Annotated in this window: 27 protein-coding genes; 19 read left to right on the top strand and 8 right to left on the bottom strand. The window is 68.2% G+C overall.

The window, feature by feature from the left end:
* Positions 1-55: 55 nt before the first annotated feature.
* The 8 genes from ACIA77_RS46730 to ACIA77_RS46695 form a co-directional block, all read right to left on the bottom strand.
* A complete protein-coding gene (locus ACIA77_RS46730) occupies positions 56-1,159 on the bottom strand; it encodes a hypothetical protein (RefSeq protein ID WP_395892651.1) in 1,104 nt (367 codons plus the stop codon).
* Complete coding sequence (locus tag ACIA77_RS46725) at positions 1,156-1,449, bottom strand: hypothetical protein (protein WP_395892650.1); 294 nt, start codon at positions 1,447-1,449, stop codon at positions 1,156-1,158. The genes ACIA77_RS46730 and ACIA77_RS46725 overlap by 4 nt, the downstream gene beginning before the upstream one ends.
* Positions 1,446-1,715 carry a hypothetical protein gene (locus ACIA77_RS46720; RefSeq protein WP_395892649.1) on the bottom strand — a complete coding sequence of 90 codons (270 nt, stop codon included), beginning with the start codon at positions 1,713-1,715 and terminating at the stop codon, positions 1,446-1,448. The genes ACIA77_RS46725 and ACIA77_RS46720 overlap by 4 nt, the downstream gene beginning before the upstream one ends.
* Entirely contained in the window at positions 1,712-1,963 is a 252-nt protein-coding gene (locus ACIA77_RS46715; RefSeq protein WP_395892648.1) for a WhiB family transcriptional regulator, read from the bottom strand. The genes ACIA77_RS46720 and ACIA77_RS46715 overlap by 4 nt, the downstream gene beginning before the upstream one ends.
* Positions 1,960-2,142 carry a hypothetical protein gene (locus ACIA77_RS46710; RefSeq protein WP_395892647.1) on the bottom strand — a complete coding sequence of 61 codons (183 nt, stop codon included), beginning with the start codon at positions 2,140-2,142 and terminating at the stop codon, positions 1,960-1,962. Before ACIA77_RS46710 ends, ACIA77_RS46715 begins: the two co-directional genes overlap by 4 nt.
* A 235-nt stretch (positions 2,143-2,377) precedes the next feature.
* Entirely contained in the window at positions 2,378-3,229 is an 852-nt protein-coding gene (locus ACIA77_RS46705; RefSeq protein ID WP_395892646.1) for a helix-turn-helix domain-containing protein, read from the bottom strand.
* Positions 3,219-3,797 carry a DUF6879 family protein gene (locus tag ACIA77_RS46700; RefSeq protein ID WP_395892645.1) on the bottom strand — a complete coding sequence of 193 codons (579 nt, stop codon included), beginning with the start codon at positions 3,795-3,797 and terminating at the stop codon, positions 3,219-3,221. Before ACIA77_RS46700 ends, ACIA77_RS46705 begins: the two co-directional genes overlap by 11 nt.
* Complete coding sequence (locus tag ACIA77_RS46695; RefSeq protein WP_395892644.1) at positions 3,794-3,988, bottom strand: hypothetical protein; 195 nt, start codon at positions 3,986-3,988, stop codon at positions 3,794-3,796. The genes ACIA77_RS46700 and ACIA77_RS46695 overlap by 4 nt, the downstream gene beginning before the upstream one ends.
* 252 nt (positions 3,989-4,240) lie before the next feature.
* Here ACIA77_RS46695 and ACIA77_RS46690 point away from each other — a divergent pair, with 252 nt between their 5' ends.
* From ACIA77_RS46690 to ACIA77_RS46600, 19 genes are all read left to right on the top strand, one after another.
* On the top strand, positions 4,241-5,494 hold the full coding sequence (locus ACIA77_RS46690; RefSeq protein ID WP_395892643.1) for a hypothetical protein: 1,254 nt from the start codon (positions 4,241-4,243) through the stop codon (positions 5,492-5,494).
* Positions 5,491-5,898, top strand: coding sequence for a hypothetical protein (locus tag ACIA77_RS46685; RefSeq protein ID WP_395892642.1), 408 nt, complete (start codon positions 5,491-5,493; stop codon positions 5,896-5,898). The genes ACIA77_RS46690 and ACIA77_RS46685 overlap by 4 nt, the downstream gene beginning before the upstream one ends.
* Before the next feature lie 376 nt (positions 5,899-6,274).
* On the top strand, positions 6,275-8,206 hold the full coding sequence (locus ACIA77_RS46680; RefSeq protein WP_395892641.1) for a hypothetical protein: 1,932 nt from the start codon (positions 6,275-6,277) through the stop codon (positions 8,204-8,206).
* A 410-nt stretch (positions 8,207-8,616) separates the two neighbouring features.
* Positions 8,617-9,552 carry a ParA family protein gene (locus ACIA77_RS46675; RefSeq protein ID WP_395892640.1) on the top strand — a complete coding sequence of 312 codons (936 nt, stop codon included), beginning with the start codon at positions 8,617-8,619 and terminating at the stop codon, positions 9,550-9,552.
* 54 nt (positions 9,553-9,606) lie between these two features.
* Positions 9,607-10,101: a hypothetical protein gene (locus ACIA77_RS46670; RefSeq protein WP_395892639.1), complete on the top strand. Its 495-nt coding sequence runs from the start codon at positions 9,607-9,609 to the stop codon at positions 10,099-10,101.
* Positions 10,102-10,164: 63 nt separating this feature from the next.
* A complete protein-coding gene (locus ACIA77_RS46665; protein WP_395892638.1) occupies positions 10,165-10,473 on the top strand; it encodes a hypothetical protein in 309 nt (102 codons plus the stop codon).
* Positions 10,470-10,787 carry a hypothetical protein gene (locus ACIA77_RS46660; RefSeq protein ID WP_395892637.1) on the top strand — a complete coding sequence of 106 codons (318 nt, stop codon included), beginning with the start codon at positions 10,470-10,472 and terminating at the stop codon, positions 10,785-10,787. The genes ACIA77_RS46665 and ACIA77_RS46660 overlap by 4 nt, the downstream gene beginning before the upstream one ends.
* Before the next feature lie 225 nt (positions 10,788-11,012).
* Positions 11,013-11,255: a hypothetical protein gene (locus ACIA77_RS46655; RefSeq protein ID WP_395892636.1), complete on the top strand. Its 243-nt coding sequence runs from the start codon at positions 11,013-11,015 to the stop codon at positions 11,253-11,255.
* A gap of 191 nt (positions 11,256-11,446) precedes the next feature.
* Positions 11,447-11,779: a hypothetical protein gene (locus ACIA77_RS46650; protein ID WP_395892635.1), complete on the top strand. Its 333-nt coding sequence runs from the start codon at positions 11,447-11,449 to the stop codon at positions 11,777-11,779.
* Entirely contained in the window at positions 11,757-12,209 is a 453-nt protein-coding gene (locus ACIA77_RS46645; protein ID WP_395892634.1) for an RRQRL motif-containing zinc-binding protein, read from the top strand. Before ACIA77_RS46650 ends, ACIA77_RS46645 begins: the two co-directional genes overlap by 23 nt.
* A gap of 32 nt (positions 12,210-12,241) precedes the next feature.
* Positions 12,242-12,493: a hypothetical protein gene (locus tag ACIA77_RS46640; RefSeq protein WP_395892633.1), complete on the top strand. Its 252-nt coding sequence runs from the start codon at positions 12,242-12,244 to the stop codon at positions 12,491-12,493.
* 27 nt (positions 12,494-12,520) lie between these two features.
* Positions 12,521-13,003: a hypothetical protein gene (locus ACIA77_RS46635; protein ID WP_395892632.1), complete on the top strand. Its 483-nt coding sequence runs from the start codon at positions 12,521-12,523 to the stop codon at positions 13,001-13,003.
* Positions 13,000-13,725: an HNH endonuclease family protein gene (locus tag ACIA77_RS46630; RefSeq protein WP_395892631.1), complete on the top strand. Its 726-nt coding sequence runs from the start codon at positions 13,000-13,002 to the stop codon at positions 13,723-13,725. Before ACIA77_RS46635 ends, ACIA77_RS46630 begins: the two co-directional genes overlap by 4 nt.
* Positions 13,722-14,126, top strand: coding sequence for a hypothetical protein (locus tag ACIA77_RS46625; RefSeq protein WP_395892630.1), 405 nt, complete (start codon positions 13,722-13,724; stop codon positions 14,124-14,126). Before ACIA77_RS46630 ends, ACIA77_RS46625 begins: the two co-directional genes overlap by 4 nt.
* Before the next feature lie 8 nt (positions 14,127-14,134).
* Positions 14,135-14,566 carry a hypothetical protein gene (locus ACIA77_RS46620; protein ID WP_395892629.1) on the top strand — a complete coding sequence of 144 codons (432 nt, stop codon included), beginning with the start codon at positions 14,135-14,137 and terminating at the stop codon, positions 14,564-14,566.
* A 36-nt stretch (positions 14,567-14,602) separates the two neighbouring features.
* Positions 14,603-15,055 carry a hypothetical protein gene (locus ACIA77_RS46615; protein WP_395892628.1) on the top strand — a complete coding sequence of 151 codons (453 nt, stop codon included), beginning with the start codon at positions 14,603-14,605 and terminating at the stop codon, positions 15,053-15,055.
* Positions 15,056-15,180: 125 nt separating this feature from the next.
* Positions 15,181-15,963 carry a hypothetical protein gene (locus tag ACIA77_RS46610; RefSeq protein WP_395892627.1) on the top strand — a complete coding sequence of 261 codons (783 nt, stop codon included), beginning with the start codon at positions 15,181-15,183 and terminating at the stop codon, positions 15,961-15,963.
* A 30-nt stretch (positions 15,964-15,993) separates the two neighbouring features.
* On the top strand, positions 15,994-16,182 hold the full coding sequence (locus ACIA77_RS46605) for a hypothetical protein (RefSeq protein WP_395892626.1): 189 nt from the start codon (positions 15,994-15,996) through the stop codon (positions 16,180-16,182).
* On the top strand, positions 16,179-16,904 hold the full coding sequence (locus tag ACIA77_RS46600; RefSeq protein WP_395892625.1) for a GGDEF domain-containing protein: 726 nt from the start codon (positions 16,179-16,181) through the stop codon (positions 16,902-16,904). Before ACIA77_RS46605 ends, ACIA77_RS46600 begins: the two co-directional genes overlap by 4 nt.
* Positions 16,905-16,923 lie beyond the last annotated feature (19 nt).

The following is a 16,923-nucleotide window of genomic DNA, read 5'->3' as shown; positions in this document are numbered from 1 at the left end:
GCGGGGAGGGGGGAGGCCCCGCTTCTCAGAGGCCCGGCCGCCGACGACTGTGGGGTTAGCGGCCGCCGAGCCAGATCGCCGCGATGCGGCGCGCTGCCTCGTGGCCGATACCGTTGCCACCGCTGCGCTTGATCTCGTCGCGCAGCGTCTTGAGGACCTGCGTGGGCGAGGTGTGGACCGGCAACCGGCCCTCAGCGGTCGCCTTGCGCAGCGTGGTCAGGTGCTCGGCGGTGATCGTGTCGTCGCGGGGGATCACGATCGGCGCGTCCTTGGACTGGGCGATCGCCTTGCCGTAGAGGTCCGAGGCCAGATGCCACGCGATGACCGCGGTCACCACCAACGCCGGCACCAGCACGTGCGCGAGCAGGTCACCGGCCTGCCACCCGAACCGGATCCCGGACGGGATCACGTTGAGCAGCACCGACGCGGTCGCCAGCGACCCGTCGAAGAGGTAGAAGCCGCGGCCGACGACGATGCCGCGCTTGCGGGCGGTGAACTGCGCGACCATCGAGATCGCCAGCAACACCGACGCCAGCGGCTCGACCAGATACCCGGTCCAGCTGCCGGCCGTGCCCACCAGCCCGTCGTGCACGTTCGTCGCCATGAACGCCACACCGCCCGCGATCAGCACAAACGCGGCCCAGCTGGACGCGACGAGCTTGCGGTAGTCCGCGCCGATCGCCCGCGTGGAGTCCAGCACCCGGTCCCGTGCCCGCGTCGCGCGCTCGTCCCACCAGTCCCACCGGCGGTTGCGGCGCGCCCGGGCCACGTCGGCCACCCCGGAGCGCTTGCGCTCCGCGCGCTGCTTGCCGCGCACGTGCCGGGCGACCTTGGTGTCCTTCTTCTCCTCGGCCGGCGAGGGCACCTCGTGCAGCACCGAGTTCTGGCGCAGCTCGAGGTAGCGGTGCGCCAGCACCTCGGCCTTCTCCCGGTCCGCGACCCGCTGTGCCAGCTCGCGCACCATCGCCGACTCCTGCGGCTGCGCGACCTCACGCTGCGGCTCGGCCGCCGCTTCCGACTCGAGCGGCTCGATGTCGGCCGGGTCGGTGCCCGTCGGACCGGTGCCGGCCGCGTCGGTCTCGGCCTCGAGCGACTTCCCCGGCACGTCGAACTGCTCCTGGTGGTGCCCGTTGCGCGGTCGCTCGTCGGTGACTGTCACCGCTCCTCCTTCACGTTCGCGCTGCTCACAGGGGTCAGCGCCTCGACGATGTGCTCCCAGACGTCGCGCTCCTCCTCGTCCAGCTCACGCAGCCACGTGCCGGGCTCGTCGTAACGGCCGGCCATCTGGCGGTCGGACTCGATGTCGGCCAGCTCGGCCAGCAGGCGCCGCACGCGGCGACCGATCTCGGTCTCGGCCGAGGCGGTGGACAAGAACCCGGCCAGTGCGTGGTGGCCGGTCTGGTCCGTGGTGAGCTCGGTGCCGGCCGGGGCGGTGATCGTGCTCGTCATCGCGAACCACCACCCCGGCGCAGCAGCCGGAACGCCACGATCAGGGCCGCGACGACGATCAGCACCGCGATGGCCTTGACCACGCCGACCGGCGTCAGGACGGCCAACGTCAGCGCCATGCCGCCCACCAGAGCGACCAGCAGCGGCGCCCCGATGTTGTCGGCGTGCTCCAGCGGGGAGTCCGTGACCAGCTCGGTCTGGACCTGTTCGACCTGCTCAGAGGCCTGTTCGGCCCCGGGGTCGATGATGTGCTCGGTGCTGGTCATGCCCGCACCTCCTGCGGCCGCGCGTCGCGCTGCTTGAGCGCGCGCCGCTCGTCCTCGCCGAGGCCGCCCCACACACCGGCGTCCTGGCCGGTGTCCAGCGCCCATCCCAGGCACGCGGACCGGACCGGACAGCGGTGGCACACGGCCTTGGCCTGCGCGATCTGCTGCTGTGCCGGACCGCCGGTGCCCACCGGGAAGAACAGCTCCGGCTCTTCCTCGCGGCACGCGGCCTCATCAAGCCAGCTCATGCCGCACCCCGCAGACCCGCACGCTTCTGCGGCGCCAGGCACCGCAGCTGGCGACGCTGCGCGCGCTGCTCGGCCATCGACGGGGCCGCCTCGACGAGGTCGGCCACACGAGCGGCCTTTCGGATGACGACAGCCGGGATCCGGCCCTCGTCGCTGGATGCCAGTTGTAGGCTCGACATCGCAGATACCTCCAATCGCTGTGGATCGGTCTTCTGCTTCGGCCCTGTCCTGGTTGCCGCCAGGCAGGGCCACTTTTTTCGCTGTGGATCGTGTTCAGTTGTCTGCACTGCCTACGGTTGCCGCCGTGAGCAGCGGTGATACGTTCGATACGAGAGTAGATTGATGATGCGCGTATCACAAGAGGTCAAGATGATGTTCGGAGCGTGTCTCCCTCGAACGGACTAGTACTGGTCGTCAGTCCAGCTCGGCCGTCACCCGGTCCAGCAGGAGTAACGCATCCTTGCCGTACGCCGCATACTGCTGCTGCTGCGTGAACATGTGCTGGTAGACGTCGACATCCGGCCGATTGGTGATCGTGACCTCGGCCGTCAGCGATTCGACGACCACATCCATCACGTCGTCAGGCCAGTGTGTGAGCACGAAACTGTTCGACGTCGGCGCCTTCTTCTGCTGCTCGCGGGAGACGATGCCGATATCCACGTTCGGCAAAGCGGCCAGCGTTCGAAGCCGGTCCAGCTGCTCGCGAGAAACACTGCTCGGCCAGGGTTGCCAGGCCAAGGCGGTCTCGGTGATCACGACGCTGATCGTCTTCGCCTCGTCGTAGAGGATCGTCTGGCGCTGCGTTCGAGCAGCCACGGATTCGGCGACCACGTCCGGAGTGGCCGCCCCGATCAAGAGCAGGAGCCGGCGGGTGTACTCAGGCGTCTGCAGGAGGCCCGGGATTACCTCAGGTTGGTAGATGCTGATGCGATCGGCCTCGGCATCATGCTTGATACGTGCCAGCTGCTGCGCGGCGTGCCCGCCGCGGTTGAGCTCGCGGTTGGTGACAACCTCAGTAGCAACTTCGTCCGCCAGCGCCAACACCTCGTATTTGTGCTGATCAGAGGCGTTGCAGTAGTCGAGCCATCGGCGAATGTCGCCGGTCGGAGGCAGGTTGAGGCCGGCCTCGGCTCGAGAAATCTTGGGCTGGCTCCAGCCGAGGTCAGCAGCCATCTGGCGGCCGCTGACCCCGGTGGCGTTCCGGAGCTGCTGCAGCCGCTCGCCAAGTTCTTTACGGCGAGGGCTGAGGTTGTCGTCAGTGGGCACTCGGTGAGGTCTCCTCGTTCGTCACAGGGGCGCGGCGTCGGCCGATCTGGCCCTCGGAGCGAGGGGCAGGTAGCAGCGTGTACTCGTTGAACGGCACAGCATGCTCGAGAGCCGCCAGCTTGATCCCCAGGAAGGGCTGAACGTCCTCTGTGATCGTGATGCCGAGAAACTGCCCGTCGCTGGCGTAGTTCATCACTGCGGCGATGCGATCATCGAACAGCCAAAAGTCCTGCTCAAAGCGTGGATCCGTGCCTTCAGGCCAGGTCCGGTCGTATACCCGGATCTCCTCGCCGGCAGCGAGGTTGTCAGGGTAGGCGGCCCATTCAAACCTGGTGTAGTCGGTGACGGGATGCCCCACCATCCGCACACGGCCAATCCGGCGACCCGATGCCACCACGGACCGGGCGCGGGCTTGCCATTCCAGGTCGTCAACGGAGGGCCTCGGGGGTCGCCCAGCCATGAAGTCGTCGAATTGTTCTCGTTCGTCGGCGACGTCATAGCTGTCGAGCGCTTCGAGTCGCCAGGCGTACGAGGTAAAGCCGTCGAGCAAGTCGAGCAGCGTCGTCACGCCAGCACCTCCTTCGCTGCCTCTCGCAGGATGTCGAGCGGAATCGAGACAAGTGCCTCACCGTCCGGCGGGTTGAAGTCGCCAGAGGTGTCCGGTGTGCCCTGGATGTACGCGCGCCCGTTCTTCACGAAGACCTTCGGGCAGTTGCCGTTCTTGCAGCCGGCGACCTGGGTGTAACCCTCCATCAGCACTGGTCCCTTCGTGTTGATACTAGATGATGCACGTATCAAGATCGTAGGATGCATCATGGGATAGGACAAGAAGTACGTTGGCCACGGTTCGACTGTGGCTCTGAGCAGGTAAGACGCACTATGGAGTTGTCAAGGTTCGATACTTTGATCATCGGATCTGGCACCCCCCTGGCGGCAGTGAAGAAGTGGTGAGACTTCGTTTCACCAGTTCTTCACCTGCGGAAACGGCCGTTGTTGTCGAAGACTGACGGTATGGAGCACGAGGACGGTATGGAGATCAACGAGCCTGGGCGCATCGAGTGGGGCGAGCGCATCCGCCGCGAGCGCGAGCGCCGCGGCTGGTCTCAGTCTGAGGCGGTCAAAGAGTTTCGCCGCACCACCCGTGAGCAGCACAAGGTCAAGCTCGCGAGCGAGGAGTCCTTGCTGCGCTCCTGGAAAATGTGGGAGGCAGGTGGGGGGATCCGCCAGGACAACAAGCGCTACCTCGCCACGCTGTTCAGCACCGTGTCCGGCGCGCTGTTCCCGCCCGCTCGTCGGATCGAGCTGCTGCCAAGCGGCGAAGTACCGGAGCTGCTGCAGCAGCTGCAGTACTCCAGCGTGGACAACTCAGCGCTGCAGGGCGTCCTGCTCACCGTCGAGAAGCTGTGCACGGAATACGCCTACACCCCCGCTGAGCAGCTGCTAACCGAAGGGCGCGCGTGGCTGGCCCGCCTTGTGCAGCTGATCCAGCAGCCGATGACTCTCACGCAGCGTCGCGAGGTTCAGGTGCAGGCCGGCTGGCTCGCGTTGCTGGTCTCCTGCGTCCAGTACGACACCGGCAACGCACGGACGGCCGAGATCACCAGACGCCATGCCTTGAGCCTCGGCAGCGAGGCCGGCCACGCAGGCATCCAGGGCTGGGCACACGAGATTTCCGCGTGGCAAGCCCTGACCTCGGGAAACTACCGTGGCGTGCTGACTGCGGCGCAGGCCGGCGCGGCCGCCGCAGGCAACCACGGCGTCAGCGTGCAGCTGGCTGCCCAGGAGGCCAAGGCGTTCGCGCGCATGGGAGACGAGAAGTCCGCGCTGGAGGCATTGGACCGCGGACGCCGGATGCTCGAACCAATGGAGTACCCGACCAACATCGGCAACCACTTCGTCGTCGATCCATCCAAATACGACTTCTACGCAATGGACGTCTACCGGCACCTGCGCAGCGACGACGGCGCCGCCGAGCAGCTCGCCCACGAGGTGCTTGCTGCCGGCACCGACTGGGATGGCACCGAACGCTCGATCATGCGCAACGCCGAAGCCAGAATCACCCTCGGCACCGTTGCCGCACGACGTGGTGACATCGACGGTGCCGTCGAATGGGGTGTGAAGGCGATCAGCGCCGATCGGATGTCGCTGCCGAGCCTGCTCATGGTGGCCCGCGACCTTGACGTGGCGATCAAACAGACGGCGCCCGATGCGCCGCAGGCCGTCGAGTACGCGGAACGACTTCGCGACCTCGGAGGTCGCTCGTGACTGGCGAAAGCCTTTTTGCTTGCGAAAAGGCTTTCGGAAATGACAGCTCCATTGTCAGCCTTGACCAGGGAGAACGGGACACGCCGTGCATCGACAAAGGCCGGTTCTTTGCAAACAAGCCTGCTAGCGTTCCGGTGCTCCACGAGGATCGGGCAGGAGGCGTCATGCAAATCAGTGAGTTCAACCGCAACATCTCGGCGAGGCTCGCCGCAGTCGTCGCAAGCCGAAGGCCGCAGTTGCTCACTCGAGGCAAGGACCAGCAGCCCTACGTCACGATGGTTCCGCACGACCTGTTCGAAGACCTACTTGCCGCGGCTGGAAAGAAAGGGCGGCGTGTTCTAGCCCGCCACGAGGCCGCTGCTCAGAACTGCGCGACTCAGGAGGAGCTGCCGCTGACCGCCTAGACGACGAAAACGCCCCTCCAGGAGCTGTCACTCCACGGATGGGGCGTTAACCGCCTCTAACTCCATATTCAGCTGCTCACGTCTACCGGGACTTCTTGTCAGGGAGCCACCCCGGTAGAGGCCGAGCTTTGTCACGTCCGGAGCCCACCATAGCAAAAACGGCCCCGGCCGGTACCCCCGCGCGCCCAAAATCCCTGCTCGCGCAGGGTGTCGTACCGGCCACACCTGTCTCAGTCGTCCCTGCCCAGCCCGCTGCCCGGCGTGGTGATCGGGTAGCCGTCGCGTCCTTGGCACGAGTTCTGCAGGGAAATTCCTGCGTGGGTACACATTCCTGCCCCCGACGCGACGCTGTCGAAGCGCCCCTCGTGGTGGTCGCATGACTACCACTGAGCCTGCGCCGCTGATCATTCCTGCTGCTCAGAGCGGCAATTGCGTGAAGTGCCGGCGTGCGCCGGGCAGGCCGCGGTCGCCGCAGACCCCCGGCGACAGCTTGATCCAGTCGAACGAGCTGGTGGTGTGCGACCGCTGCTGGTTCGCCGCAGGCGGCGAGGACGCCGTGCTGGCCGAGCTCGGCCAGCACGGCGAGCTCGTCCTCACGCTGGACGGGGGCGCCGAGTTCGAGGCGCTGCTGGCTGAGTCCGCGGAATATGACCGGCGCCATCCGATCGATCGTTGCCTGATCGAGGCGGGCATCCGGTGGGAGACGCTGCGGCAGATCGCCGTGCCGGCACGCTGCGATCTGGTGCGCTGGGTACTTGAGCGCGTTCCGCCGGCGCATACCCGCGTGGCCGTCGTTCCCGGCGACTGGCTGGATGCCGTGACTGAGCGCATCCGTCAGCAGACCGGCACCGAGTTCAAGTACAACGCGAAACGACGCCGCTGGTGGCGCATTGCGAACGAGCTCTGCTGCTGCTCAGAGGATCCCTCGCGCCGGCAGCGCCGCCCCCTGACGTGGAAGTCGCAGGAGAAGCTCGCGGAGTTGGTCGGCTGCTCGACGCGCACTGTGCGTCGCTGTGTGGCGTGGCTGCAGCGCGAAGGGCTGTTGCACGAGGTGCTGCCGGGCTGCCAGATGCCGCGCCAGACGGTCCCGGACGACGAGACCGCCGCTGAGCAGGCCCGACGCGAGGCCAGCATGGCGGCCGCCGTCGCCGCCGAAAACGCGGCGATCGCCCGCGCGATGGCTGAGCTGGACGCCGTGCGCGACGGCCTGTTCGGTGACGCGGCCGCCGCGGCCGCCGAAGCGGCCCTCTCCCCCGCCGACCTCGCCGCGCTTGACGCCGTCGACGAGCTCGACCCCGGTCTGGTCCAGCTGGTGCCCGTGTACGAACTGCGTGTACCCCTCAGCGACGCCGAGCTCGCCGAGGAAGCCGCCATCATCCGCGCACACACCAAGCTGGCCGCGACCCCCGGCGAGGCCGTGGCCACCCACCACAAGGCCGAGCTGGTGGCCTCGGTGAACGCCCCGATCTACCGCGAGCTGTTCGCGATCGGCCACGACGGGCAGCTGACCCGCCTGGCCGGCCCGGACGCGGCCGAGGCCCTGACCTGCGGAAACGTAGCCGGTCTTCTTCGTCCTGATGAAAATGGCCACCCCCCGCAGGTCATAAAGATTGATCAAGTGAAGTCCAGCTACGTACAGAATGTGGATAACCGACCGGCTTCGCCGGGCTCAGACAAGAAGAGGTCTAAACCGTCCCGGAATGGCCCTGATTCGCTCGCTGGCGGCTTAACGGCGCCTTCGGAAGGTGATCACCCCAGGAGCATTCAGAGCGAGGCTGTGCGGGCTGCTGACTGGCTTCTCCGCTCGCGTTTGCACCCGGACCTCTGCATCGAGGTCTCACGCCGCTGGTTAACAAACGTTATACGGGCCAGTGGTCTGCTCGCCTCCTGGAACACGACGTTCGGCGCCGCCCAAGCTGACGTTCTCGGGGTCGAGTGGAACCACCAGGTGCCAGCGGCCTGGAACGAGATCGCCGACCTGATCCACGGTGTTCCCGACTACCCCCATCTGCCTCGGTTCATCCGCAACGCGCCCGGCTGGATCAAGGCGCGGTTCGCTCGCGCGGACCCCCACACGCCACCGAGCAAGGCGAAGATCATCCGCCGAATCGAGTCGACCAGCCCGACCCTCCAGGAGCGCCGGCAGACCACGATGGAAGCCACACGCCAAGCCGATATAGCAGCGCGTCGAGCCGCCATCGAGGGCTGTCCGCTGTGCGACGAGTACGGCTTCTTCGCCGTCGACCCAACCGACCCGAACGCGCCCCTCGCACGGTGCAACCACGACCCCGAAACCAGCGGATGGTGAGACCCCGAGCGGCAATCACCGACCGATCACTCTCGGTACTGGAAAGTGGAAACTGGAAAGCCGCCGGCAGCCGCGGAATGGGGCCCTATGCGCATGGCGCGCTGCGCGCGCGAGACGCAAGTCGGAGGCTAGCACGGAGCGTCACGATCGTCTATCGGCGGGCGCTTGCTTCAGGGGTGGCGAACGGCCGAAAGGGCGTTCACGGAGCGGCCACAACTCGATGCGTGGACCGGGTGTTCCGAGCATGGCTGAGCCGCCGCTGCCAACCCACCCGCATCTGATTAGGTTGTGCTAAAACGACTGTTTTGGCACAACAATGTACGCCCCTTCCGGGGTCCGGCTTGCCTTTTCGCAAGCGGAAAGGCAAGCCGCCTTGCTGTCCGAAGCCTGAGACTGCCAAAATGCCGCGCGTGACCACGACGAAGGATCTGACCGTGTGGGATGTGCTGGAACAGCAACTCCGCACTGAAATCGCGCTGACCTGGAACCCTGAGGGGCCAGTCGTACTCGCCATCGACAGTGAGAAGGGTGGCGTCGGCAAGTCAGGCCTGGCGGGCGGTCTGATCGCCGTCATGGCGGCCAGTGGCCGGCGAGTTTTGGGAATCGATCTTGACCCACGGGCCACGCTCACCGCCGAGCTTGGGGCGGACACTGAGTCGCTTCTCAAGGAACTAGGCGAGGAGGGGCCGGAAGCCACCCAGTACGGGGTCAACGACCTGCTGTACGAAGATCGCGAGGCTGACCCTGACGACCTGCCACAATTATCTGGCCTAGCTGAAGTGGCACTTCGGCCGGCCAGCAAAGCATGGGGCAACAACGTTCGAGTGCTCGCTGCCGAGAGAGCACTCGCCAACCGTGAAGACGACAACGCCACGCCAGCGCTGGAACATCGCCTTCGGATTTCACTCGAGGGCGTGGCGGAGCAGTTTGACCTCGTCGTTATCGATCTGCCGCCCCGCGCCGGCGGCAAGCTAGTCGGCGCCGGCCTGCTGGCGGCGACGCACGTGCTGTTCCCCGGAACCTTGAATGAGGACGGGCTGGTCGGCGTCCGGGACGCGATGCGAACGTACAAGTTCATGGCACGGGCGAATCCGACAAAGCTGCGCAGGGTCGGAGTGCTGCGCAACATCGTCGAACCGAAGACGAAGCTTGCGAAGTACTACGACGACAAGTTTTCCGAGGAATTCGGGGCCGAAGTCATCACCACAGCGGTCCCTAAACGGGTCATTCGGCAAGAGGCCCGCGGCGCGTGCGTGCCGATCACAGCCGCTGCCGACAAGTCCGACGCAAAAGACCTGATCAACAGCTATACGCGCGTGCTGAACGCGGTGGGGAGCGCCGTCTGATGGCCGGGTTGATGAACGCCGTGCAGAAGAAGGGCGGCCTGAAGAAGGCTGGCGATGCTGGCCGCGATCCAGCGGATCTCTCGGCTCGCGGAGCTACTGCCGAAAAAGACAAAGACGGCCTCGTCGCCAACTCCGGCGCCTCCGGAGCCGGAGTTGGCGCGAGCGATGACCCAAAGGAGGACGTTGCCGCTGCTCAAAGTGCTGGCAGTGCGGGAAACTCTGTTGCTGGCGTTGCCGCTGGCGAAAACGCCAGCGGCGGAGGCTCAGGGGCAGGCGCAGTCGGAACAGCTGCCGGGAATGCTGGCGGTGCTGCTAGCGACCTGGCTCGCGAGAATGCCAGTGAACCCGGAAGCGAAAGCGCGAACGTTTCCGCTGCTCAACACGCTGGCAGCGTTGAAATCTCTAGGGCAAGCGTTCCCGCTGGCGAAAAGGCTGACAGTGTCGCCGACGGGAACGCTGCCGGGACAGCTGGCGGCGGCGCAGTCGGGAACGTCGACAGCACTGCTGGCGGCTTGGCAGGCGAGGGTGCAGGCGGGCGAGAAAGCATAGAAGCAAGCATTCCTACTGCTCAACCCGCTGGCAGTCTCGACAACACCACCGCAGACGAGGCAGTTGGCGGCCGCACTGTCGGAAATGCTGCTGGGAACGGTGGCGGTGCCGTTGACAGTCTGGCAGACGAGAATGCCAGTGAACCCGGAAGCGAAAGCGCGGACGTTTCCGCTGCTCAACACGCTGGCAGCGCTGAAATCTCTAGGGCAAGCGTTCCTGCTGGCGAAAAGGCTGCCAGTGTCGCCGACGGGAATGCCAGCGGGACAGATGACGCACAAGATGGCGGGAATCCTGCCAAGAACGCAATCCGAAATACTGACAGCAGTGATGGCGGCTTCGCACGTGAGAACGCTGGCGAACCCGGAAGCATGAACGCAGGCGTTCCTGCTGCTCAGGCCGCTGGCGAATCTGCTCGCAAATCCGCAACCCGAGGCAGCGGAAAGGCCAGCGCGCCCGGCGGCCGAAAAGACAACAAGAAGGCTGGCAAGAAAACCGGCCGCCGGATTGGGCGGCCGGCCGGTCCGGACAGGACACCGTTGACGGTGCGGATTTTGGACGAGATCGATCAGGCCCTGACGTTGGCCGTGGAAGACACGGGCAAGTCTCCTCAGTACATCGCGGATGAGGCACTGCGTTCGTGGCTGACCAGTTACGGCTACATGGGTAGTCCAGAAAAAGCTTCCTGAGCTGTGAGTTTACGAAGGGGCCAGCGTTTCCGCATGCGGAAACGCTGGCCCCTTCGCTTGCCTTCATGATGGTCCAATCGGGCGACTCTGCGTGGAAGATCCTGCGGTCTCTTGTGATACGCGCATCATCAAATTAGACTCGTATCAGTACGCATCATCCCTGCTCACGGCGGCAACCGCGAGCAGCGGACGAGGTTCCGATCCACAGCGAACAAGGAGACGTGCATGTCCGAGCGGTCTTGGGTCCCGGCTAAGCGGTTGGTGCCGGAGTTGCTGAACAACTTGATGCACATGGGCACGGTCGAGTACGGCGGTCAGGTGATCCAGCAGTACAAGCACGCCGACACCCGCCGGTACATCAACCTCGACGAGACGGGGCAGGCCTGGGAGGTCGCCGTGTCCGGTACGGGGGAAGTCGGCGCGCGCCGCATCGGCCTGGACGAGGCGAAGGCGCGGATTCTGAGCTAGTTGCGCGGCCGTGGTGAAACTGAAGTTTCCCCGGTCTTTCACTGCCGCTTGCCAGCGCTCGCTCGCGATGATCAAAGGGTCCGCTGAGCAGCGCGAATGACTAGCTCCAGGCGGGGCGTGGACGACGCCCTGAGAAAGCAATCCTGCGCCCCGCCTGGCTCCAACCCAACCCAACTCGGGAAGGACCTCCAGTGTCTCATTCGCTTGCGCTTTCCGACGAGCAGCGCGCGCATCTGTCGATCGCCGAGGCGGACACGGCCCGGTTGAACCAGCTGCTGCGCACCGTCGACGCCGTTGTGGTGACCGGTCACGAGTGGCAGGTTGCGGCCGGTTTGGCTTCGGCAGCGGCCGTCCACGTGCAGCGCGTGGCTGCGCTGGCCGAGCCCGGCGCCGGCCGAACGTGGGCGACCACGGCACGGCTGCTGCGTGACTCGGCCGCGCGGTTCGAGCTGTGGTCCGGCCTGGCTGATGTCGCTGCCGAGCTGGCCGAGGTGGGCGATCATGCCGCGCACGAAGCTGCATGACGTCCAGCTGTGGGACGGCACCTGGACGTGGTGCTACGGCTTCCGCGACGGCCTGCCGGTGTGGAAGTGGGGGACCGCGCCGGCAGGGCTGGTCACCAAATCGCAGCTGTGGGAACAGCAGCTGCGCCGGCGCCGCGGCCAGGACCCGTTCGGCCTGTTGGTGTTCCGCAAGCGCGGCTGCGGCGAGCAGGTCGGCGAGCTGTTCCGCATCGATCTCGCACTGGCGAGCCGCCGCAAATCCACACGCTGGCTGGCCTCGATCGAGGCCATGCGCCGCGCGCATCGCACCTGCCGCCGCTGCGGCACCGAGTTCGAGCACTACCTGCCGACGAGCACCTGGAAGTGCTGGTCGTGCATGAAAAGCACCGGCGACTTCGGCGCCCCGGAGGGTGTCGAGCTGACGCCCGCGGCCGCGCACCTCGCCGCCTGAATCCTCACTTCATCTCGGGAAGGAAGTCCGCAATGCCCCTGCTCACACAGCCTCCGATGGTGCCGCTGGCGACCTGCACGCTGCGCACCCACGAGCTGCGTATCGGCTCGGAAGTGGTCGAGCGCGACGGCTCCACGACCTACGTGCAGGACCACGGCGCCGACGACACGCACATCCGGCTGCAGCTGACCAACGGCGTCGACCGGACGTTCCGCCGCCACCGCCGCTGGCGGGTCATCGCCTCGCCGGCCGAGGTGTCCGCGCCGTTCCTGTCCGCCGTCTGAGCAGCACTCATCGGAAAGAGGTTCTCGATGAACACCACCACCTACCGGGCGGCCGTGCTCAGCCTGACCTGGCTGGCCGGCACCGCCGGACACGAGACTGGCGACTACCTCGTCCAGTCCAACTGCGACGCCCAGCGCAAGCAGCAGCGCACGCGACGGGGACGGCTCAGCCTGGCCCGCCACGCCATCACCTACGGGCTGACCCAGGCCGCCACCAAAGAGGCCGCCTACCGCGTGAGCGGGCTGCGGGTGCCGCTGACGGCCAAGCTCGCCGGCACCCTCGCCGAGATCGCGATCCACACCCTGGTCGACGACGGGCGCCTGCTGGCCTGGTTCGCCGCCGCGGCCGGGAAGGCCGACCACGAGCAGAAAACCGGATTCTTCTACCTCGGCGACGCCGCCGCCTCCGGCCGCAGCCTCATCGATCAGGCCATGCACAAGGGCCTGCAGATCCCGCTCGGCGCGCTGATCACCACCGCGCTGGCCGTCCGGTCGGGGAGGCGGCGATGAAGACGCCGATCGCCCTGCGCCGGCTGAACGCACGGCACGTGCCCGTCGCCTCGGCTCTCGCGCTGGCCGCCCTGATCGGCATCGGCGGCGCCGTTCGGTTCGCTGCCCACTCGGCGCCGGCACCCGCACCCGTCCCGAGCAGCACAACCCCGTCCGCCGTCGCGGTGCCGGCCCCGGCCACCAGGGCCGGTGAGGAGCTGGCGGGGCTGCGGATCGCTGCGCCGGGTGCGATGACGGGCTACTCCCGCGAGCAGTTCGGCCACAGTTGGGCCACCGAGGCGGGCAGTGCGTGCGACACCCGCGAGATCGTGCTGCACCAGCAGGGCCAGAACGTGACCAGCGACCCGAAGACCTGCCAGGTCACCACGGGCACGTGGACCTCGCTCTACGACGGCGTCACCGTGCACGACGCGCACGAGCTCGACATCGACCACCTGGTGCCCGAGGCCGAGGCCTGGCGCACCGGCGCCGCCGCTTGGAGTCCTGAGCAGCGGAAACGCTTCGCCAACGACTACGCCGGCGGCGAGCTGGTCGCGGTCACCGCCCACAGCAACCGCTCCAAGGGCGACGAGCCGCCCCCGGACTACATGCCGGTCCAGAGCGAGTGGTGCCGCTACGCCACCGGATGGATCGAGGTCAAGGGCCACTACCGGCTCACCATCACCGCACGCGAGCACGACGCCCTGGCCACCATGCTCGGCACCTGCGAGGCCGGCCGATGACCGCCACCGGCGCCGGGTGGGTCGTGCTCACCGAGAACGGCCCGGTGTTCGGCCCGGACACCCTTGACGACGCGACGCGCGAGCGCCTGGCGGCGGGGGAGGGCGCGGTGTTCCGCATGGGCGAGACCGTGCCCGCCCGCCGCAGCGGGCGCCGCACCCTGGTCTACGACACCGGCCGCTACCTCGGCCCGGCCGACGGGCGCTTCGCCCCGCCGATCGAGCACGGCTTCCCCTGGACCGGCGCGCTGTGGATCGAGTACGCCACCCCCGCTGGCGGCTGGACCCGCCCAGCCGGGCTGTGGCTGTGCACGGCCTGGTGGCGCACCCTGCGGCAGCACCGCGGCTATCGCGCCACCCGCCTGACCCCGGCTCCCGTGCTGCTCAGCGGGCACCGAGGGTGACACGCGCGATGCCGATCCGACCGGAGAACCGCGCCCGCTACGGCGCCGACTGGCCGCAGTTCAGCGCCTACATCCGCTTCGAGCGCGCCGCCGGCCGCTGCGAGTGCCGCGGCGAATGTGGCCGCCCGCCCGGCCACCTGGCCCCCGACGGCCGCTGCCGAAACTGGCACGGCCAGCCCTCCCACCTGGGCACCGACGCCGGGTGTCAGACCGCTCTCGTCGGCCCCGCCGCACCGGCCGCGGCCGGCGTGCTGGTCGTGCTCACCGTCGCCCACCGCAACCACGTGCCCGAGCAGCGCGGCGAGGACGAGGTCTTCGCCGCCTGCCAGGGCTGCCACCTGCACTACGACATCGACCACCACCGCGAGACCCGCCAGCGCACCCGCGCCGCCGAGCTGGCCGCCCAGCACTACCCGCTGTTCGTCCTCAACACCCACTGACCCCGACCCAACCCGACTCCGAGCAGGAGAAACACCATGAACACCACCAGTACCGACCGGGCCGACGTCCCCGGCCCCGCGCCGCGGCCCGAACCTCCCACCGTCGGCGAGCTGCACGTCCCGGACGACCTGCGCCCCTTGCACCACCAGCTGATCACGCGAGCCGCTGAGATCGCAGACCTCGACGACGCGGGGGAGTGGACCGCCGCGGCCGTCAAGGTCGTGACCCTGCGGGATTCCTGGCGCAACCGCCAGCACGACACCGCGGCGCACCCGGCGATGCGCGAGGCCGCCAACCAGGCCGTGCAGGCGCTGATAGTGGGGCTGCGCGCCGACGACTGGCGCGAGGCCCGCCGCTGGTTCCGCCTCGCAGACGGCTGGATCAACGACCTGCGCATGCAGGGCGAGTCCGGGAGCCCGTTCCTCGTGCCGGCCCGGCGACCCGAACCACTGCTGCGTCGAGTGCTGGCCGGCCTGCTCGGCCGCTGACACCCCACCGGTTGCCCGACCCCACCGACAGACCTTTGCGAAAACGCCCGTTTTCGCAGCCCGATGGTGAGGATCTGCCTCACCCACCAACACCGCCACTGTCCTGAGCAGGAGAAACACCGATCATGTCCACGCACACCACCGCCGGACGTCCGGCGGCCGTGTCGGTCACCGTGCCCCTCGGCGCCATCTGCGTCGAGGTCCGCGCCGACGTCGAGACGGCAAGCCTGTCGCTGGCCCCGCACCTGGGCACCGACACCGCGGCTGCCGGCGCCCTCGCGGCCGCGGTGATCACCGAAGCGGACAGCGAAGACGGCCCCACGCTGACGGTTCGCCTCCCGCGCCGCCCGGCCGCATTCCGCCGCACCGGGTTCGTGACCGCCCTCGTCACCGACCACGACGGCCGCCCGGCGGGGCAGGTTGTCGCGTCCAGCGGCGAGACCACCACCGTCAACGGTCACATCGTTGGCGAGAACGCCGCGGTGCGCGTGCCGACCGGCGCGCTCGACGCGGTGCTCATCGTCCCGGCCGGCACCCGGCTGCTGCTGGAGGCGGGGGACGGCACGATCACCACCCGCGGCCCGGCGGGGCAGGTCACCGCGGCCCTCCGCAGCGGCACCGTCCAGGTGGAACACGCCGAGACCGTCGTCGCCGCGGTCGGCAGCGGCTCGATCCAGGTCGGCGTCGTCGAGAACGTCGAGGCCACCGTCGCCACCTTCGGCGGCATCCAGATCGGCCGGATCACCGGCAGCGCCGTGCTGCGCACCGGCTACGGCGCGATCCGCGCCCGCACCAGCACTGCAGACGTCTCGGCCTGCTCCGGCAGCGGCGAGGTCGAGATCACCACCATCCCCGCCGCGCCGGCCCCCGGCACCCATCCCGCCCACGGTCTGGCGCACGTGCGCTAACCGGCCCGAACCCTGGAAAGGGGCTTTCTGATGAGCATCACCCTCGACCACCGCCTCGCCCCGGCCGGCTCGCACGCCGGCCACGGCGCAGGCACCTTGTGCCAGCACGAGTTCGCCGACGGCGGCCTCTGCGCGCACACCGCCGCGCCCGGTACCACCCGCTGCCCCGGGCACTGCGACGACGGCCAGCCCGACTACATCGAGGGCGGTGCGCGATGAGCGCCGCGATGGTCCTGCTCACCGGCGCGGCGGCGGCCTGCTCGGCCGGCGGCTGGGCCGCCACCTCCCGCACACTGCGCCGCCGCACCGCCGAACTCGCCCACCAGCAGCACGACGGCCTGACCGGGCTGTGGCGCCGCGAGGGATTCGAGCACCACGCCCCGGCCGCCCTGGCCACGGGCAACGCGATCGCGCTGCTCGATCTCGACGGCTTCAAGCAGGTCAACGACACCTTCGGCCACGCCACCGGCGACGAGGTGCTGCGCGTGACCGCGGCGCGCCTGACCGCCGAGCTGGGCGAATCCGCACTGATCGCGCGCCTGGGCGGCGACGAGTTCGCGCTGATCGCCGGGCTGGACTTCCCCGCGGTGCATGACCAGCTCGACGCACTCAGCGCCGCGCTGCGTGCGCCGCTGGTCGTCCCCGGTGCTGGCGAGCTCGCGGTGGGTGCCTCCCTCGGCGTGGCCTGGCTGTGTGACCTGCCCGTGTTCGACACCGACCGCGCCCACCGCCGGACTGAGCGGTTCTGGGCCGACGTGCTCAGCGAGGGACTCTCGGCCGCCGACGCGGCCATGTACGCGGCCAAGGCCCTGTGCCACGACTGGCAGCTGTTCGACCGCGCCGTCGACCCGGTCCGCCCCGCCGCCGCCATCACGCCCGCCCCGAAGCGCCGCTACCGCGAGCACGGCGCCACGGCCCTGACCGCCCTCACACACCCCTGACACCGGCTCTGAGCAGGAG

Origin of the sequence: Amycolatopsis sp. NPDC051903 (assembly GCF_044452505.1) — a bacterium.
In the GTDB taxonomy this organism is placed as follows: Bacteria; Actinomycetota; Actinomycetes; order Mycobacteriales; family Pseudonocardiaceae; genus Amycolatopsis.
The sequence above is the reverse complement of the archived record's forward strand: the minus strand, read 5'-3'. Positions and strand labels throughout refer to the sequence as shown.